The sequence below is a fragment of the Mycobacterium sp. genome, from assembly GCF_035274705.1.
Classification (GTDB): domain Bacteria; phylum Actinomycetota; class Actinomycetes; order Mycobacteriales; family Mycobacteriaceae; genus Mycobacterium.
Map to the genome: position 1 here is coordinate 56,113 of NZ_DATENY010000070.1, position 20,449 is coordinate 76,561.

Below are 20,449 nucleotides of genomic sequence, written 5' to 3' on the forward strand. Positions count from 1 at the left end.
CTGGCCCGATGCGCCCCGCTCTGTCCGACTACCAGCATCTGGCCAGCGGTAAGGTTCGCGAGCTGTACCGGATCGACGACGAGACGCTGCTCTTCGTCGCTACCGACCGCATCTCGGCCTACGACTACATCCTCGACTCCGAGATCCCCGACAAGGGCCGCATCCTGACCGCGATGAGCGTGTTCTTCTTCGACTACGTCGAAGCGCCCAACCACCTGGCCGGTCCACCCGACGACGAGCGCATCCCGCAGAAGGTGCTCGGCCGTGCGCTGGTCGTTCAAGAGCTCGAGATGCTGCCCGTCGAGTGCGTGGCACGCGGCTACCTGACCGGCTCCGGCCTCATCGACTACCAGAAGACGGGCACCGTCTGCGGCATCGCACTGCCGCCCGGGCTGGCCGAGGCGAGCAAGTTCGTTCAGCCACTGTTCACGCCGGCGACCAAAGCCGAACTGGGCCAACACGACGAGAACATCACATTCGCCGACGTGATCGAGCTCGTCGGTACGGTACGCGCCAAGCAGTTGCGCGAACGCACACTCCAGACCTACATCCAGGGCGCCGACCACGCCCTCACGAAAGGCGTCATCATCGCCGACACCAAATTCGAATTCGGCGTCGACAAGCATGGCAACGTGCGACTCGCCGACGAGGTATTCACGCCCGACTCGAGCCGCTACTGGCGGGCCGACCAGTATCAGGAAGGCGTCGTGCAGCAGAGCTTCGACAAGCAGTTCGTCCGCAACTGGCTCACCGGCCCCGAATCCGGCTGGGACCGCGACGGCGACAAGCCGCCACCACCGCTGCCGCCCGACATCGTCGATGCGACGCGCGAGCGCTACATCGAAGCCTACGAACGCATCTCGGGGCTGAAGTTCGGCGATTGGATCAAGCCGTGATGCCGCCCGAGGCCAAACGCGTCGACGCCCGTCGGGAGAATCATGGCGACGTGTTCGTCGACCCCTACGAGTGGCTGCGCGACAAGTCCAACCCCGAGGTGATCGACCACCTCAAGGCCGAGAACGACTACACCGAACAGGCCACCGAGCATCTCGCGCCGCTGCGGCAGAAGATCTTCGACGAAATCAAGGCCCGCACCAAGGAAACCGACCTGTCGGTGCCCACCCGCCGCGGCGAATGGTGGTACTACGGCCGCAGCTTCGAGGGTAAGCAGTACAGCGTCCACTGCCGTTGCCCGGTAACCGATCCCGACGACTGGGTACCGCCGCAGTTGGACGAGAGCACCGAAATTCCGGGCGAGCAGGTCCTGCTCGACGAGAACGTCGAGGCCGAAGGCCACGACTACTTCGCGCTCGGCGCCGCCGGCGTCACCCCCGACGGGAACATCCTGGCGTATTCCGTAGACGTCAAGGGGGACGAGCGATACACGTTGCGGTTCAAGGACTTACGCACGGGCAGACTCTACGAGGAGCAGATCGTCGGCATCGGAGCCGGCGCGACCTGGGCCGCGGACAACCGCACCATCTACTACGTCACCGTGGACGACGCCTGGCGGCCCGACACGGTATGGCGACACCGCCTCGGCTCAGGGTTGCCGACCGAAAAGGTCTATCACGAGCCCGACGAAAAGTACTGGCTCGCGGTCGGTCGTACCCGCAGCGACAAGTACGTCGTCATCGCGGCGGGCAGCGCGGTCACTTCCGAGATGCGCTACGCCGACGCGACCGACCCCACTGCGGAGTTCACCGTCGTCTGGCCGCGCCGTGAGCTGGTCGAGTATTCCATCGAGCACGCCGTCGTCGGCGGCGAAGACCGATTCCTGATCCTGCACAACGACGGCGCGGAGAACTTCACGCTCGTCGAGGCCCCGGTCGCAGATCCCACCGCGGTTCGCACCTTGATCGAGCATCGCAGCGACGTGCGCCTTGACACCGTCGACGCGTTCGAAGGTCACCTGGTGGTCAGCTACCGAAGCGAGGCGTTGCCCAAGATCCAACTGTGGCCCGTCTACGCGACCGGCGAGTACGGCCGACCCGAAGACATCACGTTCGACTCCGAGCTGATGTCGGCGGGCCTTTCCGCCAACCCGAACTGGAGTGCGCCAAAACTACGCATTGGCACAACAAGTTTCGTCACCCCCGTTCGGATTTACGACATCGATCTAGCCAACGGCGAGCGCACGCTGCTTCGCGAACAGCCCGTGCTGGGTGACTACCGACCCCAGGACTACGTAGAGCGCCGCGACTGGGCGGTCGCCGAAGACGGTGCACGCGTTCCGATCTCGATCATTCACAAAATCGGCTTGCAATTCCCGGCGCCTACGCTGCTGTACGGCTACGGCGCCTACGAGGCTTGCGAAGATCCGCGGTTCTCGATCGCCCGGCTATCGCTGCTGGACCGTGGCATGGTGTTCGCGGTCGCACACGTGCGGGGTGGAGGCGAGCTCGGCCGGCCGTGGTACGAGCACGGCAAACTGCTGGAGAAGAAGAACACCTTCACCGATTTCATCGCCGTTGCAAAGCATCTCGTAGACACCGACCTGACACGGCCGGAAAATCTTGTCGCGTTCGGCGGCAGCGCGGGCGGCCTGTTGATGGGCGCGATCACCAACATGGCGCCCGACCTGTTCGCCGGTATTCTGGCCACGGTACCGTTCGTCGACCCGCTGACCACCATCCTCGACCCGTCGCTGCCACTGACCGTCACCGAATGGGACGAGTGGGGAAACCCGTTGGCAGACAAAGACGTCTACGACTACATGAAGTCCTATTCGCCCTACGAGAACGTCGAGGCCAAGGACTACCCGCCGATTCTGGCCATGACGTCGCTGAACGATACACGGGTTCTTTACGTCGAGCCGGCGAAATGGGTTGCGGCGCTTCGGTATATCAAGACCGATGAGCATCCCGTCTTGCTGAAGACCGAGATGAACGCCGGCCACGGTGGCATCAGCGGGCGCTACGAACGCTGGAAGGAAGCCGCGTTCCAGTACGCCTGGCTACTGGATGCCGCCAAGGCCAACGACGACGGCGGCGCCTAGGTAGATCGCCTCCTCCACGGTCCGGACGTCGAGCCGCGATGTCATCGACTTCGGCGGGTTCGGCATCCTCGACGCGTACACGTTGGCCGGGAACATCACCAACATCAGTGCGAACAGGCACACAGCGGCCGCGACTCGAGTAGGCGGATACAGCAGCCCGACGGCGCCCAGCAGTTCCAGCATGCCCGTGATGGTGACCAGTAGGCCGGGCGTCGGCAGCCGCGGCGGCACGATCGCGATCATGTCGCGGCGCATTCCAGGTACGAAATGCGCGACGCCCGTCATGACGAACATCGCCGCCAGGCCGACGGCGACGGCTTGCGGCCAGCTGTCGACATAGTCGACGCCCAGCCAGCCCACCAGGCGGGCACCGAGCGTGCCCAGGATCAACGTGACGAGAACGGCCACCCCAAAGCTCCTTATCTAGACAATGTCAAGATCGCACGATAGGCAACAATCTAGGCAGTGTCAAGATTCCCGACTATGATGACATGATGAGCAGGGACACCTACCACCACGGCGACCTCAAGGCCGTGATCCTGGCCAAGGCCGCAAGCCTTGTTGCCGAACGCGGCGCCGACGGCATCTCGCTGCGCGAGCTGGCGCGCGAAGCCGGTGTTTCGCACGCCGCTCCCGCGCACCACTTCACCGACCGCCGCGGTTTGTTCACCGCGCTGGCAGCGCAGGGATGGCGGCTACTTGCCGAGGCGTTGACCGAGGCGCGCCCGGACTTCATCGACGCAGCGCTGGCCTATGTGCGGTTCGCGCTTGCCCATCCCGGCCACTACGCGGTGATGTTCGACCGCTCGTTGGTGGACCCAGATGATGCCGAGCTCGTCGCGGCCCAGAACGCCGCCGACGCCGAACTTGCGCAAGGCGTTGGCACACTGAAGGATCCGCGCGCCAAGGCCGATCCCCAGAGCGCCGCGCTCGCCGCATGGTCATTGGTACATGGGTTTTCAATGCTGTGGCTCAACGAGGCCATCAGTACCGACGGCGATCCGGTGGCAGACGCCCAGAGGATCGCCTCGATGCTGTTCGACGGCTAACCTGCGGGGCATGACCGAAACACCGCTGACCGTTATCCCACTCACCACGCTCGACGGGCAGTCCACCACGCTTGCCGATCTGGCCGACGGCGCCGCGTTGGTGGTCAACGTTGCGTCGAAATGCGGCCTCACCCCGCAGTACTCGGCGCTGGAGCAGTTGGCGAACGATTACGGCGAGCGTGGTCTGACGGTGATCGGCGTGCCGTGTAATCAGTTCATGGGCCAGGAGCCCGGTACCGCCGAGGAGATCCAGACGTTCTGCTCGACCACGTACGGCGTGACGTTCCCGCTGCTGGCCAAGACCGACGTCAACGGCCCGGAGCGCCATCCCCTCTACGAGGAACTGACCAAGGCTGCCGACGACAGCGGCGAGGCGGGCGATGTGCAATGGAACTTCGAGAAGTTCCTGCTCGCGCCCGGTGGAAAGGTGGCGAATCGTTTCCGCCCGCGCACCGTTCCGGACGCGCCCGAGGTGATCGCCGCGATCGAAGCAGTTTTGCCGCGGTAAATAGTCAACTGCCGTCCGAGTGTTGTAAACCGTTGCGACACCTGGCGTTGCCACACTGAATACGTGGCTGGACAACTGATCGTCTCGATCTCCGGCATCAGCGACCGCACACAGGAGGACGTCGACTCGTTCTGCGCGCATTTGGATGCGCGTGAGGTGCCCGCCTCGTTCCTCGTGGCACCCCGCATCAAGGGTGGTTACCGGCTCGACAACGATGCGCCGACGGTCGAGTGGCTGGCCGGCCGGCGCGAACGCGGTGACGCCATCGTGCTGCACGGCTTCGACGAGGCGGCAACCAAAAAGCGACGCGGCGAGTTCGCGACACTGCAGGCGCACGAGGCGAATCTGCGGCTGATGGCGGCCGATCGTGTACTGGAGCATTTGGGATTGCGCACGCGTCTGTTCGCCGCGCCTGGCTGGACGGTGTCGCAGGGCACCATAACGGCTTTGCCCCGCAACGGCTTTCGTTTGCTCGCCGGGCTGAGTGGCATCACAGACCTGGTACGTCAGACGGCCGTGCGGGCGCGCGTGCTCGGCATCGGCGAGGGCTTTCTGACCGAACCGTGGTGGTGCCGCACCCTGGTGTTGTCCGCCGAACGCACGGCCCGGCGCGACGGCATCGTGCGCGTCGCGGTGGCCGCTCGGCACCTGCGCCGACCCGGTCCGCGGCAGGCGATGCTCGATGCCGTCGACCTGGCATTGATGCACCAGTGCGTGCCCGCCGTCTACCGGTGGGAGCCGTCTCCGGCGCTCACAGACGCCGCCTAGGCTCCTGCCGCTAGATTGGCGGCCATGGCAGACGCTGATGTCATCGTGGTGGGTGCCGGGCTGGCGGGACTGGTGGCAGCCTGTGAGCTGGTCGATCGCGGGCGCCGGGTGCTGATCGTCGACCAGGAGAACGCGAACAACATCGGTGGTCAGGCGTTCTGGTCGTTCGGCGGCCTGTTCTTCGTCGACAGCCCTGAACAGCGACGGCTGGGCATTCGCGACAGCCACGAGCTCGCGTTGCAGGACTGGCTCGGCACGGCTGGATTCGACCGGCCCGAGGACCATTGGCCGCGGCAATGGGCGCACGCCTATGTCGACTTCGCTGCCGGCGAGAAGCGCAGCTGGCTGCGCGAGCGCGGCCTTGCGATCTTTCCGATCGTCGGCTGGGCGGAGCGAGGCGGTTATGACGCTCGAGGGCACGGTAATTCGGTGCCGCGCTTCCACATCACCTGGGGGACCGGGCCTGCGATCGTCGACGTATTCGCCCGACGGCTGCGCGATAACGCCAACGTGCGGTTCGCCCACCGTCACCGGGTCGACGAGCTGATCGTCGAGAACGGTGCCGCCGTCGGGGTGCGCGGCGCGGTGCTGGAGCCGACAGCCGCTGGCCGGGGCGTGGCGACTTCCCGAAACACCGTGGGCGAGTTCGAATTCCGGGCGTCCGCGGTCATCGTCGCCAGCGGTGGCATCGGCGGCAACCACGACCTGGTCCGGAAGAACTGGCCGAAGCGGATGGGCCGCGTGCCCGAACAGTTGCTCAGCGGAGTGCCCGCCCACGTCGACGGCCGGATGATCGGCATCACCGAAGCCGCGGGAGCGCACGTCATCAACAGCGACCGGATGTGGCATTACACCGAAGGCATCACCAACTACGACCCCATCTGGCCGATGCACGGCATCCGGATCCTGCCCGGTCCGTCGTCACTGTGGCTGGACGCCACCGGAAAGCGGCTGCCGCCGCCGCTGTATCCCGGCTTCGACACACTGGGCACGTTGGAATACATTGCGCAGACCGGGCAGGACTACACCTGGTTCATTCTGAACGCGCGCATCATCGCCAAGGAGTTCGCGCTCTCGGGGCAGGAGCAGAATCCCGACCTGACCAACCGCAGCGTGCGTGACGTGCTGGCCCGCGTGCGGGCGGGTGCCCCGGCTCCGGTGCGGGCATTCGTCGACAAGGGCGTGGACTTCGTCAGCGCAAATTCGTTGCGCGAGTTGGTATCTGCAATGAACACCGTGCCCGACGTGCTGCCCGTCGACTTCGCCACCGTGGAGGCCGAGGTCACCGCGCGCGACCGCGAGGTGGCCAACCGGTTCACCAAGGACACCCAGATCGCCTCGATTCGGATCGCTCGCAATTACCTCGGGGACCGGCTCAGCCGCGTCGTCGCTCCGCACCGGCTCACGGACCCGAAGGCCGGACCGTTGATAGCCGTCAAGCTGCACATCCTGACGCGAAAGTCGTTGGGCGGCCTGGAAACCGATCTCGACTCGCGGGTGCTGCACGCCGACGGCACCGTGTTCGACGGGCTGTACGCCGCTGGCGAGGCCGCCGGTTTCGGTGGGGGCGGTGTGCACGGATACCGCTCGCTGGAGGGCACGTTCCTCGGTGGCTGCGTGTTCTCCGGTAGGGCCGCGGGGCGGGCCGCAGCCCGCGATGTCTAGAAACTCGTGCCGTTCTCGGGCTCGAGCACTTGAAAGTCGGTGTCCGTCATCTCCGACAGCCGTCCGTAATAGATGCCGCGGGCGTTCGGGTCGATGATCGCCTGGTGGATGGGCACGGCGTGCGTCGGCGCCACGGCGCGCAAATAGTCCACGGCCTCTGAGATCTTCATCCAAGGCGCGGCCGCCGGGGTGGCCAGCACGTCGACCGGTTCACCGGGCGTGAACAGCGCGTCGCCGGGATGCATCAAGCGCGCCGCATGTGAGCCGTCTCCGACGAGATACGAAATGTTGTCGATCACAGGGATTTCCGGGTGGATCACCGCGTGCCGTCCGCCGACTCCGCGCACTGTCAGTCGGCCGACGGTGAACTCGTCACCGACATGTACGGCCTTCCACGGGTCGCCGAGTTGGGCGGCGGTCTGCGGATCGGCGTACAGGGCGGCCTGTGGGTTGGCGTCGACGAGCGCCGGCAGCCGTGCGGTGTCAGCATGGTCGGGATGCTGATGGGTGATCAGGATCGCGGACAGGCCGGTGATGCCTTCGAATCCATGCGAAAAGTTCCCCGGATCGAACAGCACCGTCGTGTCATCGCCGGAATCGCTCTTGAAACTTGCGAGTAGGCACGAATGTCCGAAATGCGTCAGTTCCATGCCTATATTGTGGCGCGCAGGGCGGGTTCCAGGGGGTACTTGAGTCGTGCGATTGATGCTGGCGGCAGTGCTGGCGACCTGCGGGTTGGCCATCGCGCCGAATGCCGGTTGGCCGGCGCGCGCAGTGCCCGGTGTGTGTCCGCCGATTTGCGACGCCATTCCTGATTCGGCATGGATCGCCCCCACCTCGATCCCGATGTATCCGGTCTATCGGTGGCCCGGCCTGGCCGGATTGTCGGTGACGGCCCCGTCGCCGCGGTTCGGCTTCGAGGCACTGTGCGACAGCGCCCCCGTTGCCAACGACCCACGCAACTACGCCGTGGGCGCGCGGTCGGTGGTGCTGCATCCGGAGGGGCAGTGGAATCTGCTGGTACAGGTGATTCACTGGCGCGGTGGCACCGCTGAAGGTGCGTCGACGACCCGCGCTGTGCTCGAGAACGCCAGGTCACGGCTGCGCGACTGCCAGTCGACCTCTCCGCAGACCTCCCCGTCGATCACCACCAGCGACGCCGAGCACATCGCCGCCGTGATCAGCGAGGCGGGCAGCCAGGTGATGCACGAGTACCTGCTCGTACATCCCGATAGCAGCACGATCGTCGAACTGGCCCTGTGGTCGGCGTTGCCCCCGCAGGTCCAGTGGCCCCCCGCGGCCGACCCGCAGGTCTTCGATGCCCTGGCGGCCCCGCTGTGCAGCGCATATCTGGGGTCGTGCCGGTGAGGCGTCAGACGCGTAGCCGCAGGTAGAGTGATCGCCGTGGCAAGGGTGGTTGTGCATGTGATGCCCAAAGCCGAGATCCTCGACCCGCAGGGGCAGGCGATCGTCGGCGCGCTGGGTCGTCTCGGCTTCAATGGTGTCTCAGATGTGCGGCAGGGCAAGCGTTTTGAGCTCGAGGTCGACGACGGCATCGACGACGAGACCCTCGCCGAGATCGCCGAATCGCTGTTGGCGAACACGGTGATCGAGGACTGGAGCGTCAGCAGGGAGCCGTCGTGACCGCGCGTGTGGGCGTCATCACATTCCCCGGCACCCTCGACGACGTCGACGCCGCGCGGGCGGTCCGGCTGGCCGGCGCCCAGCCCGTGAGCCTGTGGCACGCCGACGCCGACCTGAAGGGTGTCGACGCGGTGGTGGTGCCCGGCGGCTTCTCGTACGGCGATTATCTGCGTTGTGGCGCTATCGCGAAATTTGCGCCGGTAATGGGTGAGGTCGTCGCCGCCGCGGAGCGCGGCATGCCGGTGTTGGGGATTTGCAACGGTTTTCAGGTGTTGTGCGAGGCGGGACTGCTGCCTGGCGCGCTGACACGCAACGCCGGTCTGCATTTCGTCTGCCGCGATCTGTGGCTCGAGGTCGTATCCAATTCGAGCGCGTGGACGTCGCGCTACGAGCTCGGCGCGGATCTGCTGGTGCCGCTGAAGTCCGGGGAGGGCCGCTACGTCGCGGGCGAGCAGGTGCTCGACGAGCTCGAGGGGGAGGGCCGCGTGGTGTTCCGCTACCGCGACAACCCCAACGGCTCGATGCGCGACATCGCCGGTATTTCGTCGGCCAACGGCCGGGTGGTCGGGTTGATGCCGCACCCCGAACACGCCACCGAAGCGCTCACCGGCCCGTCCGACGACGGGCTCGGCCTGTTCTACTCCGCGCTGGATTTGGTGCTCGCCGCGTAGTCTCCCGGCCGCGAGTGACCGCTAAATGCCACTAATCGTCGGCGTGTCGCGTGCAAACACGGTCGCTCGCGGACGGGGTTAGGCCGTCAGGGCCACCGACGCTTCGGCGGTGTAGCACAAGAACGTCAGCGTCTCCTCGAGGTACAGCTGCACGCTGTCGGCGTCGTGAGACAGGTATCCGATCGACACGTCGGTGCCCAGCTGCAGGTCGAAATCGCCGCCGCGCGTGGACAATACGAACGCGCCATCGATCGCGGGTGCCCAGATGATCTCACCGTCGACGAGACGGTTGATGTGTTCGCGGATCGGATAGCCGTGTTCGGTCGTCTCGCTCACCTTGGTGTAGGCGTCGGCCGACAGCAGCACCGAATACGGCCCGTCGACGCCTGCGAGCCGTAGCTCGGACAGCGCCTGCGAGATGACGTCGGGGAATTCGCGCGGGTCGTCGGGCAGCGCCAGCGCAGGATTCGAGCTGCACGCGCGGATGCCCTCGATCGATGCCGAGTCGTAGCCCTCGAAAATCGCCCGGTCTTCGACGAACGCCAGCTTCTTGGCGGCGTCCTTGACCGGATCCCAGTCGGAGTCCTGTGAGCCGCGCTCGACGTCATCGATCGCGGTGCGCGAAACACCGAATGGCACGCGCAGCCGCACCAGTGGCTTGCTGTCACGCAGATGGGCCAACACGCCGTCCCCAGGCGGTGACACGTCGCGCAGATGGCCAGTGCTGATCGCCGCCGTCACCGGACCGCCGGGATCACTGACGTCGACCACCCGCCGTCCTGCGATGTGCCGCTTGAACGTCCGGGTCGCCTCCAATTCGATTTCCGCCCAAGCGACTTCGGTGATCGGTGCCAGATCGCGATACAGGTTGTTCATCAACGGGTTCCTTTCAGGCTGCCGATCCCCAGCGAGCCGTCGTAGCTGACCGGAGTGACCACGGTGACCACCGGCTCGTCCTCCGAAGTCGAATCCGGTAGCGGCGGTGGGGCATTGAGAAAGTCTGTGATCGGGGTGAAGAACAGCGTGCCGGTGACGGCGGCGGAGAAGTCGAGCACGCGGTCGGTGTTGCCGGGCGGGTCGCCGATGAACATGTTGCTCAACATCCGCTCGGTGACCGCGGCGGTGCGCGAGTATCCGATGAAGTATGTCCCGAACTCGCCCTTGCCGATCTCGCCGAACGGCATGTTGTGCCGGACGATCTTGAGCTCGTTACCGTCCTCGTCCTCGATGACGTTCAGGGCCACATGGGAATTCGCTGGTTTCACGTCGTCGTCGAGCTCGATGTCGTCGAGCTTGGTGCGCCCGATGACCCGTTCCTGCTCCTCTGTCGAGAGGGAGTTCCACGATTCCATGTCGTGCACGTACTTCTGCACGTGCACATAACAGCCGCCGGCGAAATCGGGGTGCTCCCCATCATCGGGGCCGATCTGGGTGGCGCTGTCGGCCAGCGGTCCGTCCGGGTTCTCGGTGCCGTCGACGAAACCCAACAGGTCGCGGTTGTCGAAAAACCGGAATCCGTGCGTCTCGTCGACGACGGTGATCGCGTCCATCGCCTCGACGAGCTTGGTGGCCAGTTCGAAGCACACGTCCATCGACTCGGCCCGAATATGGAACAACAGATCGCCAGGCGTCGAAGGGGCGTGGTGGCGTGGGCCGTCGAGTTCGATGAACGGATGCAGCTCGACCGGCCGCGGCCCGGAGAACAACCGGTCCCACGCGTCGGACCCTATTGACGTCACTACCGACAAGCGCTTGGCCGGGTCGTGGAATCCAATTGCCTTGACCAACCCCGAGATGTCGGGCAGCGCGTCGTGGACCGCCGCCTCCCCGCCTTCGTCGATCGTGGCGACCAAGAAGATGGCCGCGGGTGTCAACGGCGCCAGAACCGGCTGCGGTAATGGGTCGGGCACCGTTTGACCCTAGCGAATCTTGCGTGGGCAATGATGGTGAACCATGTCCCCGAGTGCACAAGGGCTCTGCGAGTTCATCGACGCGTCGCCGTCGCCGTTCCACGTCTGCCTGACGGCCGCGCAGCGGCTCAGCGCTGAAGGATTCACCGAACTCTCGGAACGCGACCCATGGCCGGGCGAGGGACGGTACTTCTCTGTGCGGGCGGGATCGCTGATCGCATGGAAAACGGAACAGGCCGCTTTCAATGTCCCGTTTCGCATCGTCGGCGCCCACACAGACAGCCCCAACCTGCGCGTCAAGCAGCACCCGGACCGGTTCGTGTCGGGCTGGCAGGTGGTCGCGCTGCAGCCCTACGGCGGCGCCTGGCTGAATTCCTGGCTGGACCGCGACCTCGGAATCAGCGGCCGGCTGTCCGTGCGCAGCGGTGACCTGATCGACCACCGCCTGATCCGCATCGACGAGCCGCTCCTTCGCGTCCCACAGCTGGCCATTCACCTGGCCGAGGACCGCAAGGCGGTGTCGTTGGACCCGCAGCGGCACGTCAACGCCGTCTGGGGCGTGGGCAGCGGGACGCGCTCGTTTCTGGCCTACGTCGCCGAGCGGGCCGGCGTCGACGCCGCCGACATCCTCGGCGCGGACCTGATGACCCACGACCTGACCCCGTCGACGCTGGCCGGGGCCAACCGCGAACTGCTCAGTGCGCCGCGGCTGGACAACCAGGCGACCTGCTATGCCGGGCTGGAGGCGTTCCTGGCCGCCGAATCGACCGACTACGTGCCGGTGCTGGTGCTGTTCGACCACGAAGAGGTCGGCTCGCAATCGGCTCATGGCGCCCAGTCCGAGCTGCTGTTGACGGTGCTCGAGCGCATCACGCTCGCGGCCGGGGGTGGGAGGGAGGATTTCCTGCGCCGACTGCCGGGGTCGATGGTCGCGTCGGGCGACATGGCGCACGCGACCCATCCGAACTATCCCGAGCGCCACGAACCGGGCCACCTGATCGAGGTCAATGCCGGGCCGGTACTGAAGGTCCAGCCGAATCTGCGTTACGCCACCGACGGGCGCACCGCGGCGGCGTTCGCGTTGGCGTGCGCGCAGGCCGGCGTGCCGCTGCAACGCTACGAGCACCGCGCCGACCTGCCGTGTGGGTCGACGATCGGGCCGATGACCTCTGCGCGCACCGGCATCCCCACCGTCGACGTCGGCGCTGCCCAGCTCGCCATGCACGCCGCGCGTGAGGTGATGGGTGCCGACGACGTCGCCGCCTATTCATCGGCGCTTCGGGCGTTCTTGTCACCGACCTGATCTAGAGTGCCGGCATGGCACTTGAAGTCGTGAACATCACGTTCGACTCCACCGATCCCGACCGGCTCGCCGACTGGTGGGCCCGCGCGGTAGACGGCACGGTAAACGCTTTGGCGCCGGGGTTTTTCGTCACCGTGGCCCGCCCCGCCGGTCCAGGGCTGGCGTTCCAGAAGGTCGACGCACCGACAGCGGGCAAGAACCGCGTGCACATCGATTTCACCGCCGCCGACATGGAGGCCGAGGTGAAGCGACTGGTCGACCTAGGGGCCACCGAGACCGGCCGCGGCGAAGCCGGACCGGACTTCCAGTGGGTGGTGCTGGCTGACCCCGACGGCAATGCCTTCTGCGTCGCCGGGGGTGATGTGGAGAACGCTACTTGATCCGTTGGGCTGTCCCCGTCCGCAAACCAGAGTGCGGAAGTAGTTCGGCCGCTTTGTTCTTGGCTATTTCCGCCAAGGCGTAGCGACTGGCGGATCCGACACCCGGCAGGAACGCGGTCCACATCGGCGCCGCACTGGAATGATCTTGTTCGTGCTGCTGTCGCTGATCGCGGTTTCGTTCGTCCTGGCCGGTTGGGCCCTGTGGGCGCGCCGATTGGAGCGATGGCGTATCACTGCGCCGCTCTTCCTGGTGCTTGCCGGTGCCGTGGTCGAATACACCACGCACGGCTCGCTGGCTGACACGCTCAACACCGAGATCGCCGAACATGTAGCCGAGATCATCCTGGCGGTACTGCTTTTCGTCGACGCCAACGATGTCCGCGGCGGTTTCTTCGGCAGTCACCCGCGTTCGGCCATGCGCCTGCTGTTCATCGCCCTGCCGCTGAGCATCGCCATATCGATGCTCCTCGGCCTGTGGCTGCTGCCCACCACCTCCTGGGCGACGGTCCTTGTCATCGCCTGCGTCGTGGTACCGATCGACTTCGCCCCGGCCGAATCGATTCCGCGGGACCAACGGATTCCCGGCCGGGTCCGGGACGTGCTCAATGTCGAAGCCGGATACGCCGACGGCATCGTCGCGCCCACATTCCTCTTCGCGCTGGCCCTAGCAAGCGAGCACCTCGAGGCCAAGACACCGCTGCATTCGCTGGGCCTTGCAGTGGCAGAAGCCGTCATGGCCATCGTGGTGGGGCTGTGTGTCGGCGCGGGTCTGGCCGTCGCGGCCAACTTCTCCGAAAGGCGCGGCGTGATGACGGAGCAGTCGAAGCGCCTCATCCTGGTGGCCGCACCCGCCCTGTCGTACACGGTGAGCCTCTGGGTGGAGGGCAATGGGTTCGTGGCGGCGTTCGTATGCGGTATCGCGTTCAAGATCTTTCGACACTCGCCGGACATCCGGAGCGAGCTCAAGCTGATCGACGACATCGGCTTCCTGCTGACAGCCGCGATGTGGTTCGTCTTCGGTGGGGTCGTGTTGATCGCGTACTGGTCGGCCGGTCTCTCCATCGGCGTCGTGGTGTTCTGCCTGCTAGCCCTCACCATCGTGCGAATAGTGCCGGTGCTGCTGGCGATGGTCCGATCGCGGGTGTCCTGGGGGGAGCGGCTCTTGATCGGCTGGCTCGGACCCCGGGGCACCCCGTCGATCGTTTTCGGCCTGCTGGCGTTCAACGTGCTCGACGGCGGCGCCGAACATGCGGTTCTGCTGACGATGGTCGTGGTCGTGCTGGGCAGTGTGGTCATCCACGGTGTCGGCGCGCCGCTGGCCGCGCACGCGTACGCGAGGTCGCAAACTAAGCTGTCTGCGTGACGTCCGAGCTCACCCACGCCCTGGACACCGTCGACCACGCCGCCGACACCCCCAACCAACCTCAGCCGTTCCGCGAACTCGGCCTCAAGGACGACGAATACCAGCGGATCAGGGAGATCCTCGGCCGTCGGCCCACCGACGCCGAGCTGGCCATGTACTCGGTGATGTGGAGCGAGCACTGCTCGTACAAGTCGTCCAAGGTGCACCTGCGGTACTTCGGCGAGACGACGACCGAGGCGATGCGGGCCTCGATGCTGGCCGGGATCGGCGAGAACGCCGGCGTCGTCGACATCGGCGACGGCTGGGCGGCCACGTTCAAGGTCGAGTCGCACAACCACCCGTCCTACATCGAGCCGTATCAGGGCGCCGCGACCGGCGTAGGCGGCATCGTCCGCGACATCATGGCGATGGGCGCGCGGCCGGTCGCCGTCATGGACCAGCTGCGGTTCGGCGCCGCCGACGCGCCTGACACCCGACGCGTGGTCGACGGCGTGGTGCGCGGCGTCGGCGGCTACGGCAACTCGCTGGGGCTGCCCAACATCGGTGGCGAGACGGTGTTCGACGCCTCTTACGCAGGCAACCCCCTGGTGAACGCGCTCTGCGTCGGGGTGCTGCGCAAAGAGGATCTGCACCTGGCGTTCGCGTCGGGCACCGGCAACAAGATCGTCCTGTTCGGTGCGCGCACCGGGCTCGACGGCATCGGCGGGGTCTCGGTGCTGGCTTCCGAGACGTTCGGCGGTGAGGAAGAAGGAGCCCGGACGGGATCGAAGCTCGATCCCGCAAGCGGATCTCGCAAGAAGCTGCCATCGGTCCAGGTGGGCGATCCCTTCATGGAGAAGGTGCTCATCGAGTGCTGCCTCGAGCTGTATGCCAACGACTTGGTGGTCGGTATCCAGGACCTCGGTGGTGCCGGATTATCGTGTGCCACATCGGAACTCGCCTCGGCGGGCGACGGCGGTATGCGCATCGAACTCGACACTGTGCCGCTGCGCGCGGCGAACATGACTCCGGCCGAGATCCTGTCCAGCGAGTCGCAAGAGCGCATGTGCGCGGTCGTCACACCGGACAACGTCGACGCGTTTCTCGCGGTGTGCCGCAAATGGGAGGTGCTGGCGACCGTCATCGGTGAGGTCACCGACGGCAACCGGCTGCAGATCACCTGGCACGGCGAGACGGTCGTCGACGTACCGCCGCGCACGGTCGCACACGAAGGACCGGTCTACGAGCGTCCGGTGAAACGTCCGGACACCCAGGACGCTTTGAACGCCGACACGTCGGCCAAGCTGCCCCGGCCGTCCACGGGCGACGAACTGAAAGCGACTTTGCTTGCGCTGGTTGGCAGTCCGCATCTGTGCAGCCGCGCGTTCATCACGGAGCAATACGACCGCTACGTGCGTGGCAACACCGTGCTGGCCGAACACGCCGACGGCGGCGTGCTGCGCGTCGACGAAGCCACGGGCCGTGGCATTGCGGTGTCCACCGACGCGTCGGGCCGCTACACCCAGCTCGACCCGTACGCCGGCGCCCAGCTCGCGCTTGCCGAGGCATACCGCAACGTCGCCGTCACCGGTGCCACTCCAGTCGCGGTGACCAACTGTCTCAACTTCGGCTCACCCGAAGACCCCGCCGTGATGTGGCAGTTCAGCCAGGCCGTGCATGGTCTCGCCGATGGCTGTGCGGCGCTCGGTATTCCGGTCACCGGCGGAAACGTCAGCTTCTACAACCAGACCGGGACCGCTGCGATCCTGCCGACGCCGGTCGTCGGGATACTCGGCGTCATCGATGACGTGAAGCGGCGCATCCCGACCGGTTTGGGCACAGAGCCCGGAGAAACGTTGATCCTGCTGGGCGATACCCGCGACGAGTTCGACGGGTCGATCTGGGCGCAGGTCACCGGCGACCATCTCGGCGGCGTGCCACCCAAAGTCGACCTGGCCCGCGAGAAGTTGCTTGCCGAGGTGCTCACCGCCGCATCGCGCGATGGGTTGATCTCTGCCGCACACGACTTGAGCGAAGGCGGACTGATCCAGGCCGTTGTCGAAGCGGCGCTCGCGGGTGAAACCGGTTGTCGCATCATCATTCCCGAGAATTTCGAGTCAGGCGCAGGCCCCTTTACGTTTCTCTTTTCCGAGTCGGCAGGCCGCGTTCTCGTCGCCGTGCCGCGCACCGAGGAGAGCAGGTTCCGTTCGATGTGCGAGGCGCGCGGACTTCCTGCTACCCGCATCGGCGTTGCGGACCAAGGCAGCGACGCCGTCGAAGTGCAAGGTCAGTTCGCGATTTCCATCGAGGAGTTGCGCAGCACGTCGGAGGGCGTGCTTCCCGGGTTGTTCGGGTGAGTGTCCCGACCGAGAATCTCACCGGCGAATCGGTCGCCGAAACCGCACAGCGCCCACAGCGGCATCCGCTACTCGTATGGGCGTGGAGCATGGTGCATCTCGACTTCGTCGGGATCGCGTTCGGCGCGCTGTTCTTCTGCCTGTCGCTGACCCCCTCGCTGCTGCCGCGCGACTGGCTGTTTCAAGGGCTGATCGGGGGGCTCAACGGCGCGATCGGCTATGGAATCGGCGTGTTCCTCGCAAGAATGTTGCGCCGCTTCGTATTACGGCGCAGATCGTGGTGGCCGCCGCCGAAGCGAGTGCTCTATGCGCTGAAGGTGATCGTCGTCGTGGTTTCGGCCACAGCGAGTGTGCTGATGCTGATCCCGTCCGCGGCCTGGCAACGCCAGGTATCGGCGATCATGGGCATCGAAGGCCCGGACACCGTCGGCTATATGCGCACGTTGATTATCGCCGTTCTCGTCGGCGGTGTGTGCGTTGGGGTGGCGCGGGTGCTGTTGGACCTGATCAAGGCGATGGCCCGGTTCTTCATCCGGCGTTGGCATTTGAACGACGAAGTGGCGTTGTTCGTCGGCACCGCCATCGTGGTCGTGCTGCTCATCACGCTCATCAACGGTGTGCTGTATCGCGGTTTCATCGCCGGCGCGAGCCGGGTGTTTCAGCCGCAGAATGCCAGCACTCGTCCTGGGGTGGTGCAGCCGGTCGACCCCGAGCGCTCCGGCAGCCCGCAATCCTTTGCTTCGTGGGAATCGCTTGGCTACCAAGGGCGCAACTTCGTCGCTACCGGTCCAGACGCCGACGAGCTGACCGCGCTCAACGGCCGGCCGGCCAAGGAACCGATCCGCATCTATGCGGGTTTGGCGACCGCCGATTCCGAAGAGGGCCGGCTGGCTGTGCTGCTGAGCGAACTGCAACGTACCCGTGCATACGAACGCAAGGTGCTGGTGATCGTCCCGACCACCGGAACCGGTTGGGTCGATCCGGTCGCAGCGCGGTCGATCGAGTCGATGTACAACGGCGACACCGCACTTGTCGCGATGCAGTATTCCTATCTGCCGAGCTGGATTTCGTTTCTGGCCGACCAGCAACGGTCTTTGGATGCCGGCAGGGCGATGGTCGACGCGATTCAAGGGCAGTGGCTGCGCCGGCCTGCGGAGCAGAGGCCGAAGCTGCTGCTCTACGGCGAGAGCCTTGGGTCTATGGCTGGGCAGGGGGCATTCGGCTACCTTCCCGACATTGTCGAGAAGGGGTTTTCGTCGGTGCTGTGGGCGGGACCGCCCAATGCCAGCCCACTGTGGAGGGCGATCACCCAGCGGCGCGACCCCGGCACTCCGGAGGTGGAGCCGCGCTACGACAACGGCCGCACGGTGCGGTTCTCTGAAGCGGCGAGCCCCGCGGAGGTCGCCGACGACACCGCGGCGCCGTGGTCCGGCACGCGGGTGCTGTTCCTGCAGCATGCGTCTGATCCAGTGGTGTGGTGGTCGCCCGATCTGCTGTTCGAAAAGCCGGACTGGCTCAAGGAACGTCCGGGACGGGACCGCACCGCGTCCATGCGGTGGTATCCGATCGTGACGTTCTTGCAGGTCGGCTTCGACATGACGAATGCGTCCGCGATGCCCGCCGGCCACGGCCACAACTACAACGACACCCAGCTGGACGGCTGGGCGGCGGTGGCGGCACCGGAGGGCTGGACCCAAGCCGATACTGAGCGGATCCGACGCTCGCTGGAGAAGGTCATGTCGGCCAACGGGCCCGAATTCCAGTGAGGCGCAACGGATCTCGTAAGTTCAGGGCGTTGACGTTGGCGGCGGCGCTGGTTGGGTGGAGCTTCGTGGCGCCCAAGGTGCGATGGCATCCGGTACCGAACGCGGCGCTGGGAACAGGGCTCGCCGTGATCACCCGTGCTCCGTTGGGACTGCGGCCGCCCGCGCTCTGGCCAGGATTGCGGTATGGGGCGGCGGCAGCCGCGTCAGTGGGGCTCGGTGTTGCGGCGGCGACGGCGCTGCCGCGAGTGCGGGCAGAGATGTCCGAGCGGGAACTGCCAGAGGCGACGTGTCGCTGGCTGCTTTGGGCTATCCCGGTCGGAACGGTCTGGCCCGAGGAGCTCGCGTACCGCGCGGTGCTGGGGACCGCCGCGGAAGAGGCATTCGGTCCGACCGTTGGTCGGCTGGTGCAATCGGCGGCGTTCGGCTTGTGGCACATCGTCGATGCCCGCGTCACCAAGCAGCCGGTGCTTCGCACGGTGCTGGCCACTGGGGTGGCGGGCTGGGTGTTCGGCTGGCTGCACACACGGTCGGGCAGCCTGGCCGCGCCGATGCTGGCACACCTGGCGGTCAATGAGGCCGCCGGGGTCGCGGCCCTCGCGGTGCAGCGGTCAGTGCGAAGTGGGCCCAGCTCGCGGAAAGAAACCAGCCCCTACACGTCGCGGATATCCACCGTCAGCTGATGCGGTTCGCTGACCTGATCGTCGATGCCGAAGCTGATGATGCGCCGCGGCGTGACCCGGATGATCGCGGTCTCGAGCTCGTCACCGGCCGCGCCGTGCGACGGCGGAATCGCCGCTTGTTCGGCGGTGCCGCGGATTCGAGGCACCGTACCCCAACGTAGAACCTCAACTCTTGTTGATGTCAACGTCACGGGTTGATGGTGTACTCGCCGACCTGGCGGCCCCACACGTAGTCGACCAACAGCGGCTGGCCGAGCGTCAGATGGTTGTATGGCGCGATGCTGGCGCCGGTGTCCATCACCAGATACGGGGCGGGCCAGAGCTCGCGGGTGATCTTCTGCCAGCAGCCGGGTCGGCCCTCGGGCCCGCCGCGGGCGTTCACCCGCGGAAGGTTGTCTGGGTAGATGTACGGGTTGCCCGCGCCCGCGATGGTGCCCGACGACGACGCCAGCGAGTACCCGTTGCCGCCCAGTGCCGCGGCGGCTCGTGGCTGCACCTCCGAAAAGTTGTGGATCGTGCAGAAGATTTCGCCGCGGTAGTCGTCGAACAGCTTCGTGGTCGGTATCAGATCGGCTGCGCCGCGCACCAGATACGGCCCGCCGCGTTCGATGCTGTCGGCCGCACTGTCGGAGAAGCCGAGCGCGGCCATCAGTGCCTCGTCGACGTCGGCGCGGTGATCGTTGAAAGTTCTCGCGGTCCGCACCGCGTTCTCCAGCCCGGCCCACAGATCCGGCGACGCGCCGGCGTATACGTCGGCCAGGTCGGCTACCCGTCGATTGTCGTCGGCGATCTGGGGCATCTGCCCATTCAGATCGTCCAGGATCTGGTTGCCGTTGAGCAGCGAGTCGCCGAACCGGTCGCCGAGGCCCGTCAGCGCTTCGGCCGTCGCGGTCAGCGTCTGGTTCAACTTGATCGGATCCACCTGCTCGGCGATCGAGGTCACCGTTTCGAACAACGTGTTGAACTCGGTGGTGACCGCCGACGCGGCGATAGTGTCACCGTTCGAAATATGTTGTCGCGACGCGTCTTCCGGGGAGCTCAACGATATGTACTTGTTGCCGAACACCGTGGTGGCCCGGATCTCGGCGGCCACGTTGGCCGGGATGGACTCGAGATAGCGGGGATTGACTTCAAGGGAGAGCTCGGCCTTCTGCGTGCCGTGGTCATCGACCATGTCGATGCGCGAGACACGGCCGACCTCCACGCCGTTGTACGTCACCTTCGAGCCCGGCTCGACGACCAGGCCCGCCCGTGACGAGAGAATCGTCAGACGAGCCTTGTCTGTGAGGTCGCCGCGGAACTGTAGGTAAACGAATGCCACGGCGACCGCAGCCACCACCAGAAGGACCGCCCCTGCGACCTTGTACGGCGGATGGTGGCGGTCGACAAACACTTTGAGACAGTAAGG

General features: G+C 66.1%; 21 protein-coding genes. 15 read left to right on the forward strand and 6 right to left on the reverse strand.

The genetic code is table 11. The features are described from left to right. The first annotated feature begins 8 nt into the window (after window positions 1-8). Entirely contained in the window at window positions 9-896 is an 888-nt protein-coding gene (locus VJV41_RS16565; RefSeq protein WP_325335571.1) for a phosphoribosylaminoimidazolesuccinocarboxamide synthase, read from the forward strand. Further along, a complete protein-coding gene (locus VJV41_RS16570; RefSeq protein WP_325335664.1) occupies window positions 896-2,998 on the forward strand; it encodes a S9 family peptidase in 2,103 nt (700 codons plus the stop codon). The genes VJV41_RS16565 and VJV41_RS16570 overlap by 1 nt, the downstream gene beginning before the upstream one ends. Here the strand turns inward: VJV41_RS16570 and VJV41_RS16575 are convergent. After that, on the reverse strand, window positions 2,957-3,406 hold the full coding sequence (locus tag VJV41_RS16575) for a DoxX family protein (RefSeq protein WP_325335573.1): 450 nt from the start codon (window positions 3,404-3,406) through the stop codon (window positions 2,957-2,959). The two genes, VJV41_RS16570 and VJV41_RS16575, sit on opposite strands and share 42 nt — an antisense overlap. An 86-nt stretch (window positions 3,407-3,492) precedes the next feature. Here VJV41_RS16575 and VJV41_RS16580 point away from each other — a divergent pair, with 86 nt between their 5' ends. From VJV41_RS16580 to VJV41_RS16595, 4 genes are all read left to right on the forward strand, one after another. Beyond that, window positions 3,493-4,047, forward strand: coding sequence for a TetR/AcrR family transcriptional regulator (locus VJV41_RS16580; RefSeq protein ID WP_325335575.1), 555 nt, complete (start codon window positions 3,493-3,495; stop codon window positions 4,045-4,047). Between the two features lie 10 nt (window positions 4,048-4,057). Further along, entirely contained in the window at window positions 4,058-4,555 is a 498-nt protein-coding gene (locus tag VJV41_RS16585; RefSeq protein WP_325335577.1) for a glutathione peroxidase, read from the forward strand. A 63-nt stretch (window positions 4,556-4,618) separates the two neighbouring features. Then, window positions 4,619-5,323: a DUF2334 domain-containing protein gene (locus VJV41_RS16590; RefSeq protein ID WP_325335579.1), complete on the forward strand. Its 705-nt coding sequence runs from the start codon at window positions 4,619-4,621 to the stop codon at window positions 5,321-5,323. Between the two features lie 24 nt (window positions 5,324-5,347). Next, complete coding sequence (locus VJV41_RS16595) at window positions 5,348-6,988, forward strand: FAD-binding dehydrogenase (protein ID WP_325335581.1); 1,641 nt, start codon at window positions 5,348-5,350, stop codon at window positions 6,986-6,988. Here the strand turns inward: VJV41_RS16595 and VJV41_RS16600 are convergent. Then, the gene (locus VJV41_RS16600) at window positions 6,985-7,638 is read right to left on the reverse strand and encodes an MBL fold metallo-hydrolase (RefSeq protein WP_325335584.1); all 654 of its coding nucleotides are present in this window, start codon (window positions 7,636-7,638) and stop codon (window positions 6,985-6,987) included. The two genes, VJV41_RS16595 and VJV41_RS16600, sit on opposite strands and share 4 nt — an antisense overlap. Before the next feature lie 46 nt (window positions 7,639-7,684). Between VJV41_RS16600 and VJV41_RS16605 the strand changes: the two genes are divergently transcribed. The 3 genes from VJV41_RS16605 to purQ are packed head-to-tail and all read left to right on the forward strand — an operon-like array spanning window position 7,685 to window position 9,303. After that, complete coding sequence (locus tag VJV41_RS16605; RefSeq protein WP_325335586.1) at window positions 7,685-8,356, forward strand: ATPase; 672 nt, start codon at window positions 7,685-7,687, stop codon at window positions 8,354-8,356. A 36-nt stretch (window positions 8,357-8,392) separates the two neighbouring features. Then, window positions 8,393-8,632 (forward strand): phosphoribosylformylglycinamidine synthase subunit PurS, encoded by a 240-nt coding sequence (purS, locus tag VJV41_RS16610; protein ID WP_325335588.1) that lies wholly within the window; start codon window positions 8,393-8,395, stop codon window positions 8,630-8,632. After that, a complete protein-coding gene (gene purQ / locus VJV41_RS16615; protein ID WP_325335590.1) occupies window positions 8,629-9,303 on the forward strand; it encodes a phosphoribosylformylglycinamidine synthase subunit PurQ in 675 nt (224 codons plus the stop codon). The genes purS and purQ overlap by 4 nt, the downstream gene beginning before the upstream one ends. 78 nt (window positions 9,304-9,381) lie before the next feature. On the opposite strand, the gene VJV41_RS16620 is transcribed toward purQ, so the two are convergent. Then, window positions 9,382-10,179: a family 1 encapsulin nanocompartment shell protein gene (locus VJV41_RS16620; RefSeq protein WP_325335592.1), complete on the reverse strand. Its 798-nt coding sequence runs from the start codon at window positions 10,177-10,179 to the stop codon at window positions 9,382-9,384. Next, entirely contained in the window at window positions 10,179-11,213 is a 1,035-nt protein-coding gene (locus tag VJV41_RS16625) for a Dyp-type peroxidase (protein WP_325335594.1), read from the reverse strand. The genes VJV41_RS16620 and VJV41_RS16625 overlap by 1 nt, the downstream gene beginning before the upstream one ends. Window positions 11,214-11,256: 43 nt before the next feature. Between VJV41_RS16625 and VJV41_RS16630 the strand changes: the two genes are divergently transcribed. The 6 genes from VJV41_RS16630 to VJV41_RS16655 all read left to right on the forward strand — a co-directional run bounded on the left by VJV41_RS16630 (window position 11,257) and on the right by VJV41_RS16655 (window position 19,041). Continuing rightward, the gene (locus tag VJV41_RS16630) at window positions 11,257-12,516 is read left to right on the forward strand and encodes a M18 family aminopeptidase (RefSeq protein WP_325335596.1); all 1,260 of its coding nucleotides are present in this window, start codon (window positions 11,257-11,259) and stop codon (window positions 12,514-12,516) included. A 14-nt stretch (window positions 12,517-12,530) separates the two neighbouring features. Next, entirely contained in the window at window positions 12,531-12,896 is a 366-nt protein-coding gene (locus VJV41_RS16635; protein ID WP_325335598.1) for a VOC family protein, read from the forward strand. A gap of 151 nt (window positions 12,897-13,047) precedes the next feature. Then, window positions 13,048-14,259, forward strand: a complete 1,212-nt coding sequence (locus VJV41_RS16640; protein ID WP_325335600.1) for a cation:proton antiporter — start codon at window positions 13,048-13,050, stop codon at window positions 14,257-14,259. Then, window positions 14,256-16,595 (forward strand): phosphoribosylformylglycinamidine synthase subunit PurL, encoded by a 2,340-nt coding sequence (purL, locus tag VJV41_RS16645; RefSeq protein ID WP_325335602.1) that lies wholly within the window; start codon window positions 14,256-14,258, stop codon window positions 16,593-16,595. The genes VJV41_RS16640 and purL overlap by 4 nt, the downstream gene beginning before the upstream one ends. Window positions 16,596-16,684: 89 nt before the next feature. Next, window positions 16,685-18,361 carry an alpha/beta hydrolase gene (locus VJV41_RS16650; RefSeq protein ID WP_325335665.1) on the forward strand — a complete coding sequence of 559 codons (1,677 nt, stop codon included), beginning with the start codon at window positions 16,685-16,687 and terminating at the stop codon, window positions 18,359-18,361. Next, window positions 18,358-19,041, forward strand: coding sequence for a CPBP family intramembrane glutamic endopeptidase (locus tag VJV41_RS16655; RefSeq protein WP_414684974.1), 684 nt, complete (start codon window positions 18,358-18,360; stop codon window positions 19,039-19,041). Before VJV41_RS16650 ends, VJV41_RS16655 begins: the two co-directional genes overlap by 4 nt. Here the strand turns inward: VJV41_RS16655 and VJV41_RS16660 are convergent. Both VJV41_RS16660 and VJV41_RS16665 read right to left on the reverse strand, forming a co-directional pair. After that, the gene (locus VJV41_RS16660) at window positions 19,011-19,232 is read right to left on the reverse strand and encodes a hypothetical protein (RefSeq protein ID WP_325335606.1); all 222 of its coding nucleotides are present in this window, start codon (window positions 19,230-19,232) and stop codon (window positions 19,011-19,013) included. The genes VJV41_RS16655 and VJV41_RS16660 overlap by 31 nt on opposite strands. Further along, window positions 19,229-20,434: an MCE family protein gene (locus tag VJV41_RS16665; RefSeq protein ID WP_325335608.1), complete on the reverse strand. Its 1,206-nt coding sequence runs from the start codon at window positions 20,432-20,434 to the stop codon at window positions 19,229-19,231. Before VJV41_RS16665 ends, VJV41_RS16660 begins: the two co-directional genes overlap by 4 nt. Between the last annotated feature and the right edge of the window lie 15 nt (window positions 20,435-20,449).